Here is a 17,896-nt window from a genome sequence, read left to right as displayed (position 1 = left end):
TTCCCCTTTAATCTTCACGCTTTCGCGCCTTCCCGTGAAATTCAATCAATCTCACGCAAAGGCGCAAAGGCGCGAAGGAAGGAAAAAGCTGGATTCCCGCCTTCGCGGGAATGACGGTGGAAATGAATTAGGATGGAGGACACTTCCGCTTCTCATCCACTAGTTGCGAACGTCTCGCAGCAGCCTCTCGCCGGTTGACCTTTTCCCGCTTTCAAGGGCATAGCTCTTCATCCAGGACATAAGTCCGGGTCGCATCCATAGGTGATCGCTCAGGGGTGGGCGATTTGGGGGATTGGGATGCCTGTTCGCGCTTTCGTCAGCTTCGTCGCCGGGCATGATCGCCGCCGCAGGGATGCGCGCGCATGAGCGACGTCGTGAAGGTCGCGATCATCGGATCGGGGCCCGCCGGGCTCAGCGCCGCGGCGCGCGCGGGGCAGCTCGGGATGAGCCATGTCCTGCTTGAAAAGACCGACCATCTATCCGACACCATCTTCAAATATCAGAAGGGCAAGCGCGTCCTCGCGACGCCCGAGCGGCTGGACCTGCGCTCCGACTGCCGTTTTGCCGAGGGCGCGCGCGAATATATTCTCGGTAATTGGGACGAGGATGCCGCGAACAACAAGGTGAATGTCGTCAGGCACGCCGATGTCGCCGAAGTGACCGGCGAGAAGGGCGCATTCGTGATTCGGACCGCGAAAGGCGACGTCTATCACGCCGAAACGATCGTCCTCGCGATCGGGACGCAGGGCAACCCGAACCGGATGCGCTGCGGCGGCGCCGACCTGCCGCACATCATCTATCAGGTCGACGATCCCGAGGATTTCAAGGACAAGCATATCACCGTCGTCGGATCGGGTGACGCGGGGATCGAAAATGCGCTGGGCGTCGCCGAGGAAGCGCTGGAAAACACCGTCACCATCCTCAACCGATCCAAGGATTTCGCGCGCGCCAAGGCGAAGAACGTCTCCGACATGATGGAGGCGGGCGAGAACGGTTTCCTGTCGATCCGCACCGAGACGCAGCCCAAGCTGGTCGAACCCGGCTGGCTGACGCTCGAGACGCCGAATGGCGATGAAAAGATCGAGTGCGACGTGATCGTCGCGCGGCTGGGATCGGTCGCGCCGCGCGGCTTCGTCGAGTCGATGGGGATCGAGTTCACCGGCCCCGACCGCGAAGCCTTTCCCAAGCTGTCGCCGACTTTTGAATCGACGGTGCCCGGCATCTTCGTCATTGGCGCGCTCGCGGGCTATCCGCTGATCAAGCATTGCATGAACCAGGGCTATGACGTCGTCGAGTTCATCAACGGCAACATTAGCCTGACCCCCGCCGACGAAAAGGATCTGGCGGCGATCTTCGCGGGCTTGCCGCAGCAGAAATCGGTGACCGAATGGCTCGACTATCTGCGCGAGCGGGTGCGCATCTTCGCCGACGTTTCGCCGCTCCAGATGCGCGAGTTCATGCTCGATTCGAAGGTCGCTTTCTATCGCGCCGGTGAGGTGGTGTTCGAGAAGGGAGACCCCGGATCGTCGCTGTTCGCGATCGCCGACGGCCATGCCGAGGTCGAGGTCGCACCCGGCGTCACCGTGCCGATCGAGCAGGGATCGATTTTCGGCGAGGTCGGCCTGATCTCCGGCCGCAAGCGCGGCGCGACGATCCGCGCAGGCGCCGACAGCATTTTCGTCGAAGTGTCGCGCACCGCGGCGCTCAAGCTGATGGCCGCGGTGCCGGGCGCCAAGCGCGTGATCAACCGCATCTCGCTCGAACGCCAGTTGCTCCAGATATTCAAGGGCGGGCTGACCGTCGACGACTTGGGGCCCGTGGTCGACACCGCCGAGGTCGAGCGCATCCCCGCGGGCAAGGTGGTGGTGACTGAAGGCGAGCAGGGCGACGACGTCTATGTCATCCGCTCGGGCTCGATGGTCGTCGAGAAGGACATCGGCGGCAAGCCGATCTTCCTGCGCTATCTGCCCGCCGGCAGCTTCTTCGGCGAGATGGGCGTGCTGAGCGGCGCGCCGCGCAACGCGACGGTGAAGGCCGCGGTCGGCAGCGAAGTCATCAAGCTGACCGGCGAGAGCTTCCGCAAGATGCTCGCCGCGCGGCCGCAGGTGCGCGAGGCGACCGAGGCCGCGGTGGCCGAGCGCGCGCAGATGAACAGCTTCATCGAATCGCGCAAGGCAAGCTATTCGAGCGCGGTCGACCTTTATTCCGATACCGCGGGCTTCATCATGAAGGAGGGGCTGGGCGAAGCGACCGACGCGCTGCTGATCGACGAAAATCTGTGCGTCGGCTGTGACAATTGCGAAAAGGCGTGCGCCGACAGCCACGAAGGCCTGTCGCGGCTCGACCGCGAGGCGGGCAAGACCTTTGCGCATCTGCATGTGCCGACGAGTTGCCGCCACTGCGAGCATCCGCACTGCATGGCCGATTGCCCGCCGAACGTGATCCACCGCGGCCCCGACGGCGAGGTGTTCATGGAGCCCGGCTGCATCGGCTGCGGCAATTGCATGCGCAACTGCCCTTATGGCGTGATCCGCATGGAAGCCGCGCCGCCCGAGAAGCCGAGCCTGCTGCGCTGGCTGCTCACCGGCTTCGGTCCCGGCCCCGGCGAGCCGTCGCCCAAATGGACCAAGAAGCAATTGGGCGATGAAAAACCCAAGAAGATCGCGGTGAAGTGCGACATGTGCAAGGGCATCGCGGGTGGCCCGGCCTGCGTGCGTGCGTGCCCGACCGGCGCCGCGATCCGCGTGTCGCCCGAGGAATTCCTGTCGATCGCGCGGCTTCAGGAGGATGCGGGCTGATGGCATCGCTCTTTCAGCGGCGCCGCTCGAAGGCGACCCAGACCGAGCGCGTGCGCGAGCGGCGGCACGAGGGATTCCTGCGCTACGCCAATTTCCGCTGGGCGAAGATTTCGGGCGGGCTCTGCCTGCTGATCATCGTCTCCTATGCGCTGATCGACGTCACGCCGCGGCCGAGCGGCGGCACCTGGTATGGCTATACGCTGGGGACGATCGGGGCGCTGCTGATCCTGTGGCTGACCGCGCTCGGTTATCGCAAGCGCAAGATGACGAGCGATTACTGGTCCTTGAAGGCCTGGACCTCGGCGCATGTCTATCTGGGTTTGAGCCTGATCGTCATCGGGACGTGGCACACCGGCTTCCAGCTCGGCTGGAACGTCCACACGCTCGCCTGGGTGCTGATGATGCTGGTGATATTGTCGGGGCTGTACGGCGTCACCGTCTATGCGACCTTGCCCGCCGCGCTGTCGAATAACCGCGACGAGATGACGCAGATGCAGATGCTCGAGGCGATCCGCGCTTTTGACCGCCAGCTTCACACCGCCGCGCAGCCGCTGACGCCCGAGGATACCGCCCCGGTGCTCGCGGCGCTCGACGACGACCCGTTTGCGGGCGGCATCATGGCGCGATTGTCGGGGCGCTATCCCCGCTGCGCGACCGCCGCCGCGCTCGGTGCGCTCCGCGTATCGCGGAGCAGCAATGCCGAGGCGCGCGAGAAGGTGGTCGGCCTGCTCTCGCAGAAGGAAGCGGCGCTCGCGCGGCTGCGCCAGCATCTTCGCATTCGGGCTTTGCTCGAAATCTGGCTCTATGTGCATGTGCCGCTGACCTTTGCGCTGATCGCGGCGCTGTCGGCGCACATCATCAGCGTCTTCTTCTACTGGTAAGGCGGGGAGAGGGGACCATGAGCTTCATCCTGCGCCGCATCTCGACGACGAAGACCGGCAAGCAGATCATCCGCGACCAGGCGCTGCCGGGCGATACGATCACGCTCGGCCGCGACGCCGGCAACATCATCCATATCGCCGATCTGGCCGTGAATCCGCAGCACGCGACGATCACAAGCGCCGACGGCCGCCATGTCCGCGTCGCGGCGAGCGAGGGGCTGGGGTTCGATTTCAACGGCCGTACCGTCGACGCCGCCGACATCGACAGCGCCGCGGGCGCCGAACTGCGCTTCGGCGGCCACCGCCTGACGATCGCGCGCGAGGGCGACGACATCATCCTGCTCGTCGAGCGGATCGACGAATTGTCGCAGTCGTCGAAGGATGTCGACGAGGCCAAAGCCTTTTCGCTCGCCGGGGTGATGCCGGGCAAGCGGATGGGCGCCTGGACCTTCGGCATCATCGTTCTGCTCGCGTTCCTGATCGGACCGATCTGGGCGTGGCACAGCTTTCGGAATGTCGACGAGCGACCGCAGGGCTATCACGCCGACATGGCCTGGTCGTCGGGACCGCTATCGAGCGCCCACGCCAATCTGAAGGGTGATTGCCAGGCGTGCCACGTCGAGCCCTTCGTTGCGGTGACCGACAAGGCGTGCGTCGGCTGCCACACCGGCGAACACAAGGCGATGAGCATGGCGCACGCCAATGCGCCGACCGCGATGCTGCTCGCCGCGCGGCATCCGCCCGGGGTGGGCGAGAAGGTGCTCGCTGGGTTCGCGAAAGCGTTCAACCGCCCGCAGGGACGATGCGTCGACTGCCATACCGAGCATGAGGGCGCGGGGCCGATGCCCGCGACGCCGCAGAAATTCTGCGCCGACTGCCACGACGGGATGAAGGCGCGGCTGATCGATGCAGGATTCAAGCCGACGGTCGCCGATGCCGCCGATTTCGGCACGCTGCATCCCGAGTTCCGCCCGTGGGTCCATGCCGCGCCGGGCGCCAAGCCGATCCGCGCCTCGGGCACGGCGGCGCTGGACTATAATGGCCTCAAATTTCCGCACGACATTCACTTGAGCGCGACCAGCGGTGTCGCCCGCATGGCGGCCAGCTTCCGAGGCCGCTATGATTTCGGTAACAAGCTCGAATGCGAAAATTGCCATCGTCCGGAGAGCGACGGGGTGCGAATGAAGCCGGTCGAGATGGAGCGCGACTGCGCGATGTGCCACAGCCTCGCTTTCGAGACCGTCGGCGGCGTGACGCGCACCCTGCGCCACGGTGAACCCGATCAGGTCGTCGCCGATCTTTTCGCTTATTACCGCTCGACCCCGCCGACGCGGCCGCTGCAACTCGGCGGCATGGAGCGGCGTCGACCGGGTGCCTATGCCGAGGGGCAGGTCTACAACATCTATTTCCGCGAGGTCGCGGTGCGCCCGAACCGTGCAGAGGATGCGGTGCGCGCGGTCTTCTCGAAGGGCGGGGCCTGCTACGACTGTCACACGATCTTCGTGCCGGTATCGGGCAACCGCTGGCGCGTCCAGAAGGTCGTCCAGTCCCCGCGCTTCCTGTCGAAGGGCTGGTTCGATCACGCCGACCCCGGCCATGCCAAGGTCGAGTGCGCGACCTGCCATACCGAAGCGCCCCGGTCGAAGCGCTCCGAACAGCTTCTGGTTCCGGGGCTCGCGCCGTGCCGCACCTGCCATGTCGGCGAAAGCGGCGCCACGGTCGCAAAGGTGAAGGAGCCGACCCGATCCTCGTGCGCCATGTGCCACGAATATCACAGCGACGGGGGCAAGCCGTGGATGCCGGAACGCCAGCGCAAGAAAAAGGTCGCGATGGTTACCGATCATCCACCCCGGGAGGTCTATGCTGTGACGGCGATCACAGGTCCGGCGCGGCGCAAGCTTTATGATGTGACATGGCGCACACCGGTGCTGGGATTCGCAAGACAGGGCGGATGACGATGGGGCGGCCGCGACCAGGCGGCCGGAGCAGGGGCAGAGGACGGACATGCTGATCGCCCAGATCACCGATATTCATATCGGTTTCGATCCTGATAACCCCGCGGAATATAACCGCAAGCGGCTCGACGACGTGCTCGACGTGCTGATCGAGGGGCCGAACCGTCCCGACCTGTTGCTCGCGACCGGCGACATCACCGATCGCGGCGACCCCGACAGCTACCGCCGGCTGGCGACCGCTTTCTCGCGCTGCCCCTTTCCGGTGTGGCCGAGCGTCGGCAACCATGATCTGCGCGACAATTTTCACGCGCAGTTTCCGGGTTTTGACGACGGCAACGGCTTTATCCAATATGCGGTCGAGCTGCCCGAACTGCGGCTGGTCACGATCGACACGCTCGAGGAAGGGCGGCACGGCGGCGCCTTTTGCGACGCGCGGGCGGCGTGGCTCGACGCCGAGCTGGCGAAGGACCGGAACAAACCGACCTATATCGTGATGCATCACCCGCCCGTCGAAAGCGGCATCGAATGGATGAACACCCATCCCGACGAGCCATGGGTGCATCGCTTCACGGACGTCGTCCGCCGCCACGACCAGGTGCGCGGCCTTATTTGCGGCCACCTCCACCGCGCCGTCACCGTCGCGTGGGAAGGGCGCACGATCGCCATCTGCTCGTCGACCGCGCCGCAGGTCTCGCTCGACCTTCGCCCGATCGACGAGAACAAGCCCGACGATCGTCCGATGATCGTCGCCGAAGACCCCGCCTATGCGATCCACCGCTGGAACGGGCGCGAACTTGTGAGCTTCTACGACCACGCCGGGGCGCACACGATGCTCGCCAAATATGACGAGCGGCTGCAACCGCTGGTGCGCGAGCTGAAGGCCGAGCGGCCGGTCTGAACGCTTTTCCGTCGCGCTTGCGCAGACGGCGTTTTCAGTACCCCAGTGTCAAATCGACCCGCGGCTCGACCGGCTCGCCCTTGTGCCAGCGGCCCAGATTTTCGAGGAAACGTTCGGCGGCGCGGACGAACATCTTGTCCTGCGCGCGGCCTGAAAGGTGCATGGTGATGTGCGCGTTGTCGAGGCTCCACAGCACGTCGTCGGCGGGGAGCGGTTCGGGGGTGGTGACGTCGAGAAAGGCCGACGCGATCTGTTTCGCGTCGAGCGCTGCGACGAGCGCGTCCTGATCGACCACCGCGCCGCGCGCGATGTTGATCAGGGTCGCGGTGGGTTTCATCGCGGTCAGTTCGGCGGCGCCGATCATGCCGTCGGTTTCGGGGGTCGCGGGGACCGCGAGGATGACCCAGTCGAATTCGCCGAGCCGCGCGCGCCACTGGTCGGGGGTCAGCGTATTGGCGCCAGGGGACCGGCGCACGACGGTGACGTCGACCGCGAAGCCCTTCAGCCGCTCCTCGATCAGCTTGCCGATCGCGCCATAGCCGAGCAGCAGCGCCTTCGACCCATAGAGTTCGACCTTGCCCGGCGATTCGATCAGCCACTCGCGCCGCTCCTGCGCGCGGACGACGTCGCGATAGCCCTTGGCGACCGTGAGCATTCCCATCACGACATATTCGGCGATGGTGATCGCGTTGATACCCGCGCCGTTCGTCACCACCGTGCCGCGTTCCTTGAGCAGGTCGAGCGGCATGCCGTCGACCCCGGCATAGATCGAGTTGAGCCACTTCATCTTCGTCGCGGCAGTGACCGCGGCGGCCATGTCCTTCTTGTCGTACATGTCGAACCAGCCGATCTCGGCTTCGGGCGCGAGCGCCATCGCCTCTTCCTTGCTCATGAAGAAGCGCGGTTCGACCCAATCGGGCAGGCGGCTTTCGACGAGCGGCCGGATCAGGCCGGACAGGACGGTGATGGTTTTGGTCATGCATCTCCCCTCCCGCTTGCGGGAGGGGCCGGGGGAGGGCCTGTCCAAATACGCAACGGGTCGGGCCAACATGCCCTCCCCTAACCCCTCCCGCAAGCGGGAGGGGAATTAATTGTCCAGCCGCCAATCCCATCCCAGCGGGTCGCCGTCCATCACCTCGACACCTGCGGTGATGAGTTCGTCGCGCAACGCGTCGGAGGCGGCGAAATCCTTTGCCGCGCGGGCGTCCTTGCGGCGGGCGAGGATGGTCTCGATTGCCGGTTCGTTGATCGTTGCGGTTTTAGGGCGAAGCCGCAGCTCCTCGCGCGACAGCGTCAGCAGTTGCAGGCCGAGCACGGCGTCCATCGCCGCCAGCGTGGCGCGTTTCTGCCCCGCATCGACTTTTTTCATCGCTGCCGCCTCTTCGAGCAAAGTCAGCGCGACGGGGGTGTTGAGATCATCCGACATGGCGGCGTCGAATTTGGCGAGCAGGTCGGCAAGGCGGCGGTCGGCGATCTCCGCTTCGCCGGCATCGCGCACCGACGCGGCCGCCATCACCAGCCGCTTCAGCCGCGTCAGCGTGGCGCCGAGGCCTTCCCACGAAAATTCCAGCTCCGACCGGTAGTGCGCCTGCAGGCACATCAGGCGGTAAGCGAGGGGGTGGTAGCCCCGGTCGACCAGCAATTGCAGGCGCAGGAACTCGCCCGAGCTCTTCGACATCTTGCCGCCGCGATCGATCAGGAAATTATTGTGCATCCACATCCGGGCGCCCGAATGCTCGGCGCAGTCGAGGCTGCCGCAGCCGCGATAGGCCTGGTTCTGCGCGATCTCGTTCGGATGATGGATCTCGCGGTGATCGATGCCGCCGGTGTGGATATCGAAGGGCATCCCGAGCTCGGCCTCGCCCATCACCGAACATTCGAGGTGCCAGCCGGGCGCGCCGCGGCCCCAGGGCGAATCCCATTCCATCTGCCGCGTCTCGCCGGGCGGGGTCTTGCGCCAGATCGCGAAGTCGGCGGCGTGGCGCTTGCCCTCGACTTCCTCGATCCGGCCCTCCCCTTCGTCGGTCACCGCACGCGCGAGGCGGCCGTAATCGGCGACGGTCGAGACGTCGAAATAGAGGCCGCTGTCGAGCTCGTAGCAATGCGCATCGGCGATACGCTCCGCGAACGCGATCATCCGCGGCACATAGTCGGTCGCGACGGTCCATTTGGCGGGATCGCGGACGCCCAGCCAGCCGAGGTCGCGCTTGAATTCGGCGGTATAGAAAGCCGCGACATCCCACGCCGATTTGCCCTGCGAGGCCGCGGCCTTTTCCATCTTGTCGTCGCCGGCATCGGCGTCCGACGTCAGGTGGCCGACGTCGGTGATGTTGATGACATGGCGGAGTGTGTAGCCTTTGAACGACAGGGTGCGGCCGAGCGTGTCGGCAAAGACATAGGCGCGCATGTTGCCGATATGCTGATAATTATAGACCGTCGGTCCGCAGCTATAGACGCGGGCCTCGCCGGGATGGACGGGTCGGAAATCTTCCAGGCGGCGCGTCAGGCTGTTGAACAGCCGCAGAGGCGCGCCGGAATCCGCGAGCGGGGCAGGGGCGTCGGTCATATCCGCGCCCTTGCCCCGCTCCGGGGTGGTCCGTCAACCGAAAGGCTCAGGGCTGCGTGTCGGTGGTCGGCGTCCACAGATCGTCGTTGCCCGCGCCGGTCACCGGATCGTCGAGCAAAGGCTCGCCGGTCAGCGGGTCGAGGGCGCGCATCGTGATCAGCGCGGTCGGCAGGCTGGTGCCGTCGCCGCTGTCATCGTCGCCATCGACTTCCTTCTCGATCACGTCTTGGACCGGGAAGTTCGATTCATAGTCGGGCTGCTCGGGTGGGACGAAGGAGCAGGCGGCGACGCCGGCGATCAGGCAGCCGTTGAAGGTCGCCGCCGGGTTGTAGAGATCGGACGGGACCACCACGCCGCCGCCGTTGATCGTCAGCAGCGGGATCGTGTCGAGCCCCGTTACCTGCCCGTTCGGGCCCAGATGCACCCCGTTGAGCACGATCCGCGCATTGCCTTCGGTCGCGACATTGAGCCCGCCCGCGCCGAAGGTCAGGCCGCGCCGCTGGGCATAGTCGGTGCCGCTGCCGCTGTTCTGGACATAGGCATTGCCGTTGAAGTTCATGCCGCGCGCGAAAAGCGCCCCTTCGTCGAGGGTGATGCCGTCGTTCTGCGCCAGCCGCGTTTCGATCGCCTCGAGCGTGGTGGCATTGGCAACGTCGTCGATGGCCTCCGGCGTGGCGACGATGATATCCCTCGACCGCATGTTGAGCTGTCCGCCCGGTGCGTCGTTCGCGCCGACCAGGCGCACCGAACCCTGACCCAACAGGACTTCGAGCGCCGTGTCGGCGCGCAGATTGAGCGCGTTGGTGTCCGAAAGCCCGGTCAACTGGACATCGCCGAGAACGCGCATCTTGCCCGGCGTAAAGATCGACAGCGATCCGGTGGCGCCGAGATTTGCCCCCGACCCGCCCGCGGTCATGGTGAAGTCGTCGACCACGACATCGGGCTGCGCGGTTCCGCCGACCAGCGATGGGGCGGCGACGAATACCTCCGGCGCAAATATATCGACATTGTTGCCGAAGACGCGCGTCAACTCGTCGGCATCGATATGATAGCCATCGCGCGTCCCGGTGCCGCCGACGAAGGTCTGCTGCTCGTTGTTGCTGTTCTGGAACGACAGCCCCTGCGTCACGCCTGCCGTGCCGACGCGCGCGGCGCTGCCGATCTCGATATCGCCGGACGCCAGCGTGATATTCTCTCCGGTCACGATGCCGCTGATCTGCACCGACGTGAAGGCGTTTGCGTTGAGCGAACTCGTCACCGTGACATTGTTCAGCGTGACGGATCCGTTTGTCGCCGAGATGTTGGCGCTGTTCGCGGTCAGCGTATCGATGCTGATCCGCTCGCCCGCGCTGGCCAGGTCGACACGGCCCGCGATGTTGCCGTTGACGACGACCAAATCGCCGCTCGTTCGAACCGCCGCATCGCCGACATCGGTGACCAGATTGGCGAAGGTCAGATTGCCGCCATCGCCGATGAACAGGCTATCGCCGCTCGCGTCGACATCTCCGGTCGATGTCAGCGAGCCGAGGTTGATGAGGCCGTCGCTGCTGGCGAGAGTCGTCGCGCCGCCGCTTTCGACCCGGTCGGCGGCAATTCCCGTTGCACCCGCGAGGTTCATGTCGCCGCCGCTCGCGACGCCGGTCACGGCAATCGCGCCGTTGGCGGTCAGCGTGACATTGCCTTGCCCCGTAATGCGGCCGCCGTCGATGCCCGCGGCCGAGGCGATGACGACATCGCGTCCCGCGGTGAGCGTCTGGAGCGCGTTGCCGCCGGGGGTGGCCAGATCGGCGAGTTGGACGTTGCCGGCGTTGATCGCGATATCGCGACCCGCCTGCACGGAGCCGGTGACGTTGGCGGTCCCGGCCGCATCGACGACCACGTCGCTGAACGCGTCGAGCCCGGCCAGCGTCGTATCGCCGCCCGAGGTGCGGATGCTGCTGTCGCCGCCGGTGACGCCGAGGCCCAGCGTCTCCGCGCCGTTCAGCGCGATCGTGGTCGCGGCGGTCAGGAAGATGTCGTCGCCCGCCGACAGACCGCTCGCGCCGACCGACGCGCCCGACGACCGAAGGTCGATGTCGGCGCCGTCTAGCGAGGTCGATCCTTCGCCCTGCCCGATGGTGAAGCCGCCCGTCGGGGAATAGTTCAGCAGGAAGCCGTCGGGCCCGAGGCCGGTCGCGCTCACGTCATTTGCGATGACCGCACCCGTGGCCCGCACATCGAGATCGTCTCCGACGCTGATTTCCGAAAGGGTCGCGGGGCCTTGCGCGAGAATGAGCATGTCCTCGCCCGCCGCGGCGTTGGTCAGCGCGACCGACCGGCCGTTGACGCCGAACATCCCGCCGGCGCTGCTGTCGGTCAGGGTGACGTTGCCGGCAGCATCGACATAGACGTTGCCGCCGCTCGGCAGATCGGGGTTGGACGAGTCGGGATAGCCGCCCGTCGCGCTGACCGACGCGACGACATTGCCGCCCGCGCTTAGTAGCGCGTCGCCGCCGGCGCTATAGGTGCCGCTGATGTTCCCGGCCGCCAAAACGGAGATATTGCCGGTGATGGCGGCGTTGTCGATCGCGACCGCGCCGGTCGTGCCGGTCGCCGAAAGCGAAGCGGCGGCGGTGACGCTGTCGGTGTCGATGCTGCTGCCCGCCAGATGGACGTCCGCGCCCGCGACGATCGATACCCCGGTGACCGTGCCCGGATCGCCTTCCGACGTGGTCGTGTCGAGATCGACATAGCCGCCTGCGTCGAGCGCGTCGAAGGCAATCGATTGTCCGTCGATGTCGATGAAGCCGCCCGCGGTCGCATCCGCCAAGTTGACGGCGCCCACCGCGCCGATGTCGAGGTTGCCGCCCGCGACCAGCGGTCCGGTCGCCGTGATCGTGCCGCCCGAGGTGGCGGTCAGATTGTTGAACGCGCGGACATTGGCGGCGGCGATGCCCGCGTCCCCCGTCAACATGATGTTCGACAGATCGGCGGGCGTCGTCACGATCTGCAGGAAGGAGATCGTCGGCGACGAGGGGATTGGAGCATAGACGATGCTGCGGTCGTCGCGGCCGGTTCCGGTCGTCGCGGCGTTGGTGACGCTGACCAGCCCGTTGGCCTGGACGGTCAGGTCGTCGCCGGCGGTGATACCCGACAGCGTCGCCGTCGTTCCGGCAAGGACGAAGACATCCTCGCCTGCGCTCGCTCCGGTCAGGCTCGCCGCGCCGTTTGCCTGAACGCCCAGCATCGTTGCAGCGCTGCTGTTCGTCAGGGTCACATTGCCGTCGGCCTCGGCGAACACATAGCCTTCGGAGGTGAAACTGCCCGATGGGTCGACATAGCCGCCCGCGGCATCGGCTTCGGCGGTCACATTGCCATTGGCATTGAGATTGACGTTGCCGCCCGCGCGATAGGTGCCCGAAAGATCGGTACCGGCAAAGACCGAAATATCGCCTGCGACATTGGCCAGACCGATCGCGGCATTGCCCGTGTTCGCGGTCACGAACAGCGATTGGCCGGACTGAACGGTCCCGTCGATGTCGACGCTTCGTCCATTAAGGCTGACGCCGCCGTCGGCGGTGATATTGGTGCCGACGATGCCGTCGGTGGCGCCCGTGCCCGACGCATTCAGCGACACGAACGTGCCCGCGTTCGCATTGTTGAAGTCGATCGATCGCGCGGTGACGGCGATATGGCCGCCCGCGGTCGAATTGCCGAGATCGGCGGTCGTCACCACATTGATGTCGATATCGCCGCCGGCGATGATCGAATTGAGTCCGGTGCGGAAGCTGTAGGTATTGGCCAGGAAGTCGTCCACCGCCTCGGCATGTTCGATGACGGCGAGGTCGTTGGCGGTGATGACGATATCGTTGCCCGAAATCCGGTCCGCGATGACGCTGGAGACCGGGCCGATGCCCTGAAGCGTCAGCGTGCCGCCGGCGCTCAGCAGCGTGCCGGGGTCCGCGTTGATATTGAGCCCGCTCGATATCGACAGGTCGCCGGCGGCAGAAAGCGTCGGCGCTGCGCCGCGATCCGTATGCGTGACATGGACCGTATCGAAAGCGTCGATCGTCAGATTGCCGGTAGCGCTCACCTGACCGTCGCCTTGCGCGTCGATGTCGACGCCGCCGTTGGTGCGCAGCGTCATGTCGCCCCCCGTGGCGGCCGTCGTGGCGATCGAACCGCCGGTCGCGGTCAGGAAGATTCCGGGCGATGCCGGCGTGGTGTTGCCGTTGACCGGCTCCGCATACCCCGTCGCTTCGGCGGTCAGGCTGTTCATCGTGATCGCGCTGTTGTCGGCACGCAGTTCGATGCGCCCGGCAAGGCTGCCGTTCGCCTGGATGCTCGTGTCGCCGAGGGTGATCCCGCCGGTGCCGCCGGGCGTCGTCAGTGCCTCGATGACGACGGTGCCGCCCTGATCGGCAACCGTGCCGCCGAAATTGCCGTCGCTGCCCGATCCGGTGCCGCCGTTGCCGCCGGCCCCGGACACGCCGCCGACGGTGATCGCGACGGGCGCGCCGTCCGACGTGACGGTGCCGCCGTTGGCGAACAGGTGGACGATGCCGCCGAGTGCGCCGCCGCCGGTCCCGCCGTCGCCGCCGGTGAGCATGGGCGCGTTCAGATTGTTGCCGCCGTTGCCGCCGTTGCCGCCGGTCCCGCTGCTGCTGAAATCGCCGCTGAGGCCGATCGTCGCGCCGTTGCTCGCGGCGACCTCGATGATTCCGCCCGCGCCGAACCCGCCGTTGCCGCCGCGCCCGGCGACGGTCGGCGCTGCCAGGGAATCGCCGAAGACGGTGCCGCCGTTGCCGCCGGTCGCGCTGGTAAGGAAATTGCTCTGCGAGACAACGGCTTCGGCATCGGCGCCATTCGCTTCGACACGCGCGGTGCCGCCTATGGCGTCGCCGCCATTGCCGGCGTCGCCCGAATCTCCGAAGCCGCCGTTGCCGCCCGTTGCGCTACTGTCGAGAGCGAGCGTCAGCTGGCCGGCGTCATGATTGTCGATGATCGCCTGAGCGGTGCCGCCTTCGGCGAGGCCGCCGTCACCGCCGGTGCCTTCCGACGGGCCGTTGCCGCCCTGGCCGCCGGTCGCGATCGCGCGGGCGGACAATCCGCCGGAGGGGCCCAGGGTCAAGGCGGTCGTGCCGAGATTGAGCGTTGCCGTGCCGCCGGCGGCCGCGCCGCCGTCGCCGCCAACGCCGCCGCCGATCGACGGACCCGTGCTGCTCGACGAATACATGGTGCCGCCGGTGCCGCCATTGCCGCGCGCCTCGGCCACGACGATATCGGAGGTCAGGCTGCCCGAAATCAGGTTGAGCGTCGCGAGGCCGCCGTTGCCGGTTCCGCCGGCGCCGCCTGCTCCCGCTTCGAGACCGTCGGTGAAGAAGTCGCCACCGCTGCCGCCGGTACCGCTGGCATAGGCGCCGAGGACGCCCGCATTGACGACCGCGGTGCCGCCGATAGTGATCGTCGCCGTTCCGCCCTGACCCAACCCGCCCGTGCCGCCGTCGCGGCCGAAATCGGGGTCATCATTGCCCGTCAAACCCTGTCCGCCCTCGCCGTTCGCCGTCACGACGACCGAACCGCCGTTGGCGTTGAAGGTGCCGCCGGTCAAGCTGAGCGTCGCGAGCCGGCCGATGCCGTTGCCCGCTTCGCCGCCTTCGCCGTTCGCGGTGATCAGCACATTGCCGGTGGTCACGGCGCCGCCGGTCTGGGTGAAGGCGACGCTGCCGCCGCGTCCTTCGCTGCCGTCACCGCCGATGCCGTCCGCGGACAAGGCGATGCCGGTCGTGCTCGTCGAAGTGGTGAGGCTACCGCCCTGCATGTCGAGCGTGATCGTGCCGCCCCGCGCATCGCCCGGCCCGGAGACGAAGCCGTCATAATAGGCGCCGGCGATGCCGTTGGCCTGGGCTTCGAGCGTATCGACCGACAAGATGCTGTTCGCACCGGCGCCGACCCCGATCGCTATCGTCCCGCCCGTCGCCAGCGACGCGCTGCCCGGATCGTCGCGGCCCGAGGTGGCGTCGGCATTCAGCGTGAGACCCCGCAGGCGGATCGCGCCGCCATCGGCGATCATCCGGATGCCGCCGCCGGTCGCGGTGCTGCCGTCGGCGCTGATCCCGTCGATGGCTGCCGCCTCCAGTTCCGAGACGCCGGCTGCGGTCGCGGCGACGGTGCCGCCGCCGCGCGCGATGATCGAGACGTTGCCGCCCCGTGCGGCGCCGTTGTTGCCGTCGGTGTTGACGACGCTGCCGTTGGCGCGCGCCTGATAGGCTTGGGCGGAGAGGGTACCGCCGGTGTCGGCGAGGAAATCGACCGAGCCGCCGGTGCCGGTGCCGGCGCTGAGCAGCGGGGAGATGTTCGAGCTGCCGCCGAAGGCGTTGCCCGACAGGATGGCCATGCCGCTGATCGTGCCGCCGGTCGTCGCCGAAACGCCGATCGTGCCGCCGCTGCCGCTGCCGGCATTTTCGTGGAGGCCCGTGGCGGCGGTGCCGCTGGCGTCGAGAAGGACCGAGCCGCCGGACAGGCCCAGCACCGATCCGGCGCCGACGGCCGAAATGGCGATTGTGCCGCCTTCGGCGTCGCCGCTTCGCGCGGTCGTGCCGCTACCGCTACGGCCCTCGCCGCTGACGGCGCTTGCATTGATGGTGAGCGAGGTCATCTGCGCGTTGCCGCCCAGCACCTCGACCACCGCGTCGCCGCCGGTCGCGTCGCCGCCACGTGCATTTTCGCCGCTCGCCGCATCGAAATCGCCGGCAGAGCCGCCCGCCGCCGATACGTCGATGTCGGTGAGGCCGGTGCTGCGGGGCGAGGTGCCGGTGGCGTTGAAGCGCAGCGTCGCGGTGCCGCCGATGCCTTCGCCGCCGTTCTGCGACGCCACGGGGCCGGTCAGCGGGTCGTCAACGTCGCCGCCGCCGCCGATCCCGGTGGCCGCGAGACTGGTCTGCGATGCCTGCAGCAAGCTATTGGCTCCGGTCGCTTCGACCAGCGTGTCGCCGCCGTGCCCGATTCCCGACTGGTCGAGGCCGAAGCCGCCTTGGCCATTGGCCTCCAGCGTCAATCCCGCCGTGGTGGAAAGGCTGGCGCCGTTCTGGACGCGAACCGTCGCGGTCCCCCCGGTTCCCGCGCCGCCGGTATCCGCGATGTCGAAACCCGATGAGGGCAGCGCGCCATATCCGTTGGCGTGAAGATAGATATCGCCGCCGCTGAGCGAACTGCCCGCGCCCGCGACGGTGAGCGTCACCGAGCCGCCGGTTCCGTCGCCGCTCGCAAGGCCGCCGTCGTCGAAACCGCCGAAGGCGTCGGCGGAGAGAGAGAGGCCGCCGCTGGCGATCATCTGCCCGCCGTTGGTGATGGTCAGGCCGGCGCTGCCGCCCTGGGTGTCGCCGGTCGCGGTGCCGAAAAAGCCCGGCGCCGAGATCGAGGTGAGGCCCTGGACGGAGAGTTGGCCGCCCGCGACGTTGATCGCGGCATCGCCGGGTGTCGTGGCGTTACCGCCCGAGACGACGCTCAGATTGCCTGTCACGAAGCCCACGCGGCCGGCATTGATGGTCAGCGTGGCGCTCGTGTCGCCGGTGAAGAAGCCGTCGCCTTGAATCGCGAAGCGCCCCTGCTGCGGCGGGGGGACGAAGGTAAAGGGGCCGCCGGTCGGGACGACGCCGAACGGCTGGCCCAGAAAGGCGCCGCTGGCATGGGCCTCGACATTGCTGCGAAAGATGATGTCGTTGACCGTGATGTCTGCCGCCGCGGCGGCGGGGTTGCGGGTGAGATAGGCCTCTCCCGTAAAGGCATTACTGGTTACGTCATAGCCCGCCGACAGGATGACGCGGCCGTCCGAATCGGTCTGAGCCGATGCCGCTGCGTCCTGATAGCCGACCTGACCCGATACCAGCATCGTCACGGCATCATTCTTGGGGATCGCGACCATGTAGATGCGTTGCGCGGGCCCCGATGCCTGTTGTTCGGGGCCCGTGGTGATGCCGGTGTGCGTAATCGCCTGGCCGCCTGTGGCGCCGACCCCGACTTGGATGTCGAACAGCCCCGCGTTCATCGTGATGTCGGCCGCTTCGGCGGCGACATAGGCGGCCGAGCCATAGACCTCGACACGCCCCGCCTGTGTGACGCGCGGCGCGACGAGCGCGACATAGCTGCTGCCGGGGGCACCCAGCTGGTTCGCATGGATTTCACCGTTCACGGTGACCCCGCGCGTACTGCCGGGCGTCGTGGCCATGAAGCGGATGCTGCGGACCGTCGGGTCGGTCGGATCGGGCGAGCCGAAAAATCCCCCGCTAGTGTCGATGTCGCTTGTCGTCAGCACGAGGCTGCCGACATTGATCACGCCGGAACTGCCGATCAGGATGCCGCCTGCGTTGTAGAACCAGATGCTGCCGCCCTGCGTGCCTGACGTCAGGCCGATATAGCTGTTGATTTCCCCGTTCAGCGCGATCTGGCGACTGAGCGAGCCGCCCGCACCGTTCACGAAGCGGTTGAGAACGACATAGTCGCCGGTGCCGTTGAAATTCCAAGTGCTGCCCGACGGCAGGAAATCTATGTCGCCGGTCCCGGTCGTGTCGGTCGGCACCCAGTTGATGATCGTCTGGGCATCGGTAACGCTCACATTGGTAGTGTGGTTCGCCGCATCGGTACCGATCGTGACGGTACCCGGCGGGTTCAGCGCGCTTCCTGCGACCTGCGCCTGTGCCGGGCCGCCATAAGCGAGCGCCATGATGCCGGCGGCGATCGCGCAACTGCTGAGGAGGCGCCGCTTGCCGTTGCGAACGGGCGAGGGAGTGGCGGTGGCACGCATGGCGGTGGTCCTTGCT

The 17,896-nt window shown here is 67.0% G+C and carries 7 protein-coding genes; 4 read left to right on the top strand and 3 right to left on the bottom strand.

The window, feature by feature from the left end; translation table 11 throughout:
- Positions 1 to 362 precede the first annotated feature (362 nt).
- Genes NP825_RS11800 through NP825_RS11785 form a run of 4 tightly spaced genes read left to right on the top strand, consistent with a single transcriptional unit; the run spans position 363 to position 6,532 of the window.
- Positions 363 to 2,798: a cyclic nucleotide-binding domain-containing protein gene (locus NP825_RS11800; RefSeq protein ID WP_257543630.1), complete on the top strand. Its 2,436-nt coding sequence runs from the start codon at positions 363 to 365 to the stop codon at positions 2,796 to 2,798.
- Positions 2,798 to 3,679, top strand: coding sequence for a hypothetical protein (locus tag NP825_RS11795; protein WP_257543628.1), 882 nt, complete (start codon positions 2,798 to 2,800; stop codon positions 3,677 to 3,679). Before NP825_RS11800 ends, NP825_RS11795 begins: the two co-directional genes overlap by 1 nt.
- Before the next feature lie 17 nt (positions 3,680 to 3,696).
- A complete protein-coding gene (locus tag NP825_RS11790) occupies positions 3,697 to 5,634 on the top strand; it encodes a cytochrome c3 family protein (protein WP_257543625.1) in 1,938 nt (645 codons plus the stop codon).
- A 49-nt stretch (positions 5,635 to 5,683) separates the two neighbouring features.
- On the top strand, positions 5,684 to 6,532 hold the full coding sequence (locus tag NP825_RS11785; RefSeq protein WP_257543623.1) for a metallophosphoesterase: 849 nt from the start codon (positions 5,684 to 5,686) through the stop codon (positions 6,530 to 6,532).
- 34 nt (positions 6,533 to 6,566) lie between these two features.
- Here the strand turns inward: NP825_RS11785 and NP825_RS11780 are convergent, their stop codons facing one another.
- The 3 genes from NP825_RS11780 to NP825_RS11770 all read right to left on the bottom strand — a co-directional run bounded on the left by NP825_RS11780 (position 6,567) and on the right by NP825_RS11770 (position 17,880).
- The gene (locus NP825_RS11780) at positions 6,567 to 7,511 is read right to left on the bottom strand and encodes a D-2-hydroxyacid dehydrogenase (RefSeq protein WP_257543621.1); all 945 of its coding nucleotides are present in this window, start codon (positions 7,509 to 7,511) and stop codon (positions 6,567 to 6,569) included.
- Positions 7,512 to 7,619: 108 nt separating this feature from the next.
- Positions 7,620 to 9,098: a cysteine--tRNA ligase gene (gene cysS / locus NP825_RS11775; protein ID WP_257543618.1), complete on the bottom strand. Its 1,479-nt coding sequence runs from the start codon at positions 9,096 to 9,098 to the stop codon at positions 7,620 to 7,622.
- A 46-nt stretch (positions 9,099 to 9,144) separates the two neighbouring features.
- Positions 9,145 to 17,880 carry a hypothetical protein gene (locus NP825_RS11770; protein WP_257543616.1) on the bottom strand — a complete coding sequence of 2,912 codons (8,736 nt, stop codon included), beginning with the start codon at positions 17,878 to 17,880 and terminating at the stop codon, positions 9,145 to 9,147.
- Between the last annotated feature and the right edge of the window lie 16 nt (positions 17,881 to 17,896).

It is taken from the genome of Sphingopyxis sp. DBS4, from assembly GCF_024628865.1.
Classification (GTDB): Bacteria; Pseudomonadota; Alphaproteobacteria; order Sphingomonadales; family Sphingomonadaceae; genus Sphingopyxis.
Note: the sequence above shows the minus strand (reverse complement) of the source record. Positions and strands in the feature narration are given on the sequence as shown.

What these genes read in the sequence shown, in the direction of transcription:
- NP825_RS11800 (WP_257543630.1), top strand. Translation starts at nt 363, where the DNA reads ATGAGCGACGTCGTGAAGGTCGCGATCATCGGATCGGGGCCCGCCGGG.
- NP825_RS11795 (WP_257543628.1), top strand. Translation starts at nt 2,798, where the DNA reads ATGGCATCGCTCTTTCAGCGGCGCCGCTCGAAGGCGACCCAGACCGAG.
- NP825_RS11790 (WP_257543625.1), top strand. Translation starts at nt 3,697, where the DNA reads ATGAGCTTCATCCTGCGCCGCATCTCGACGACGAAGACCGGCAAGCAG.
- NP825_RS11785 (WP_257543623.1), top strand. Translation starts at nt 5,684, where the DNA reads ATGCTGATCGCCCAGATCACCGATATTCATATCGGTTTCGATCCTGAT.
- NP825_RS11780 (WP_257543621.1), bottom strand. Translation starts at nt 7,511, where the DNA reads ATGACCAAAACCATCACCGTCCTGTCCGGCCTGATCCGGCCGCTCGTC.
- cysS (WP_257543618.1), bottom strand. Translation starts at nt 9,098, where the DNA reads ATGACCGACGCCCCTGCCCCGCTCGCGGATTCCGGCGCGCCTCTGCGG.
- NP825_RS11770 (WP_257543616.1), bottom strand. Translation starts at nt 17,880, where the DNA reads ATGCGTGCCACCGCCACTCCCTCGCCCGTTCGCAACGGCAAGCGGCGC.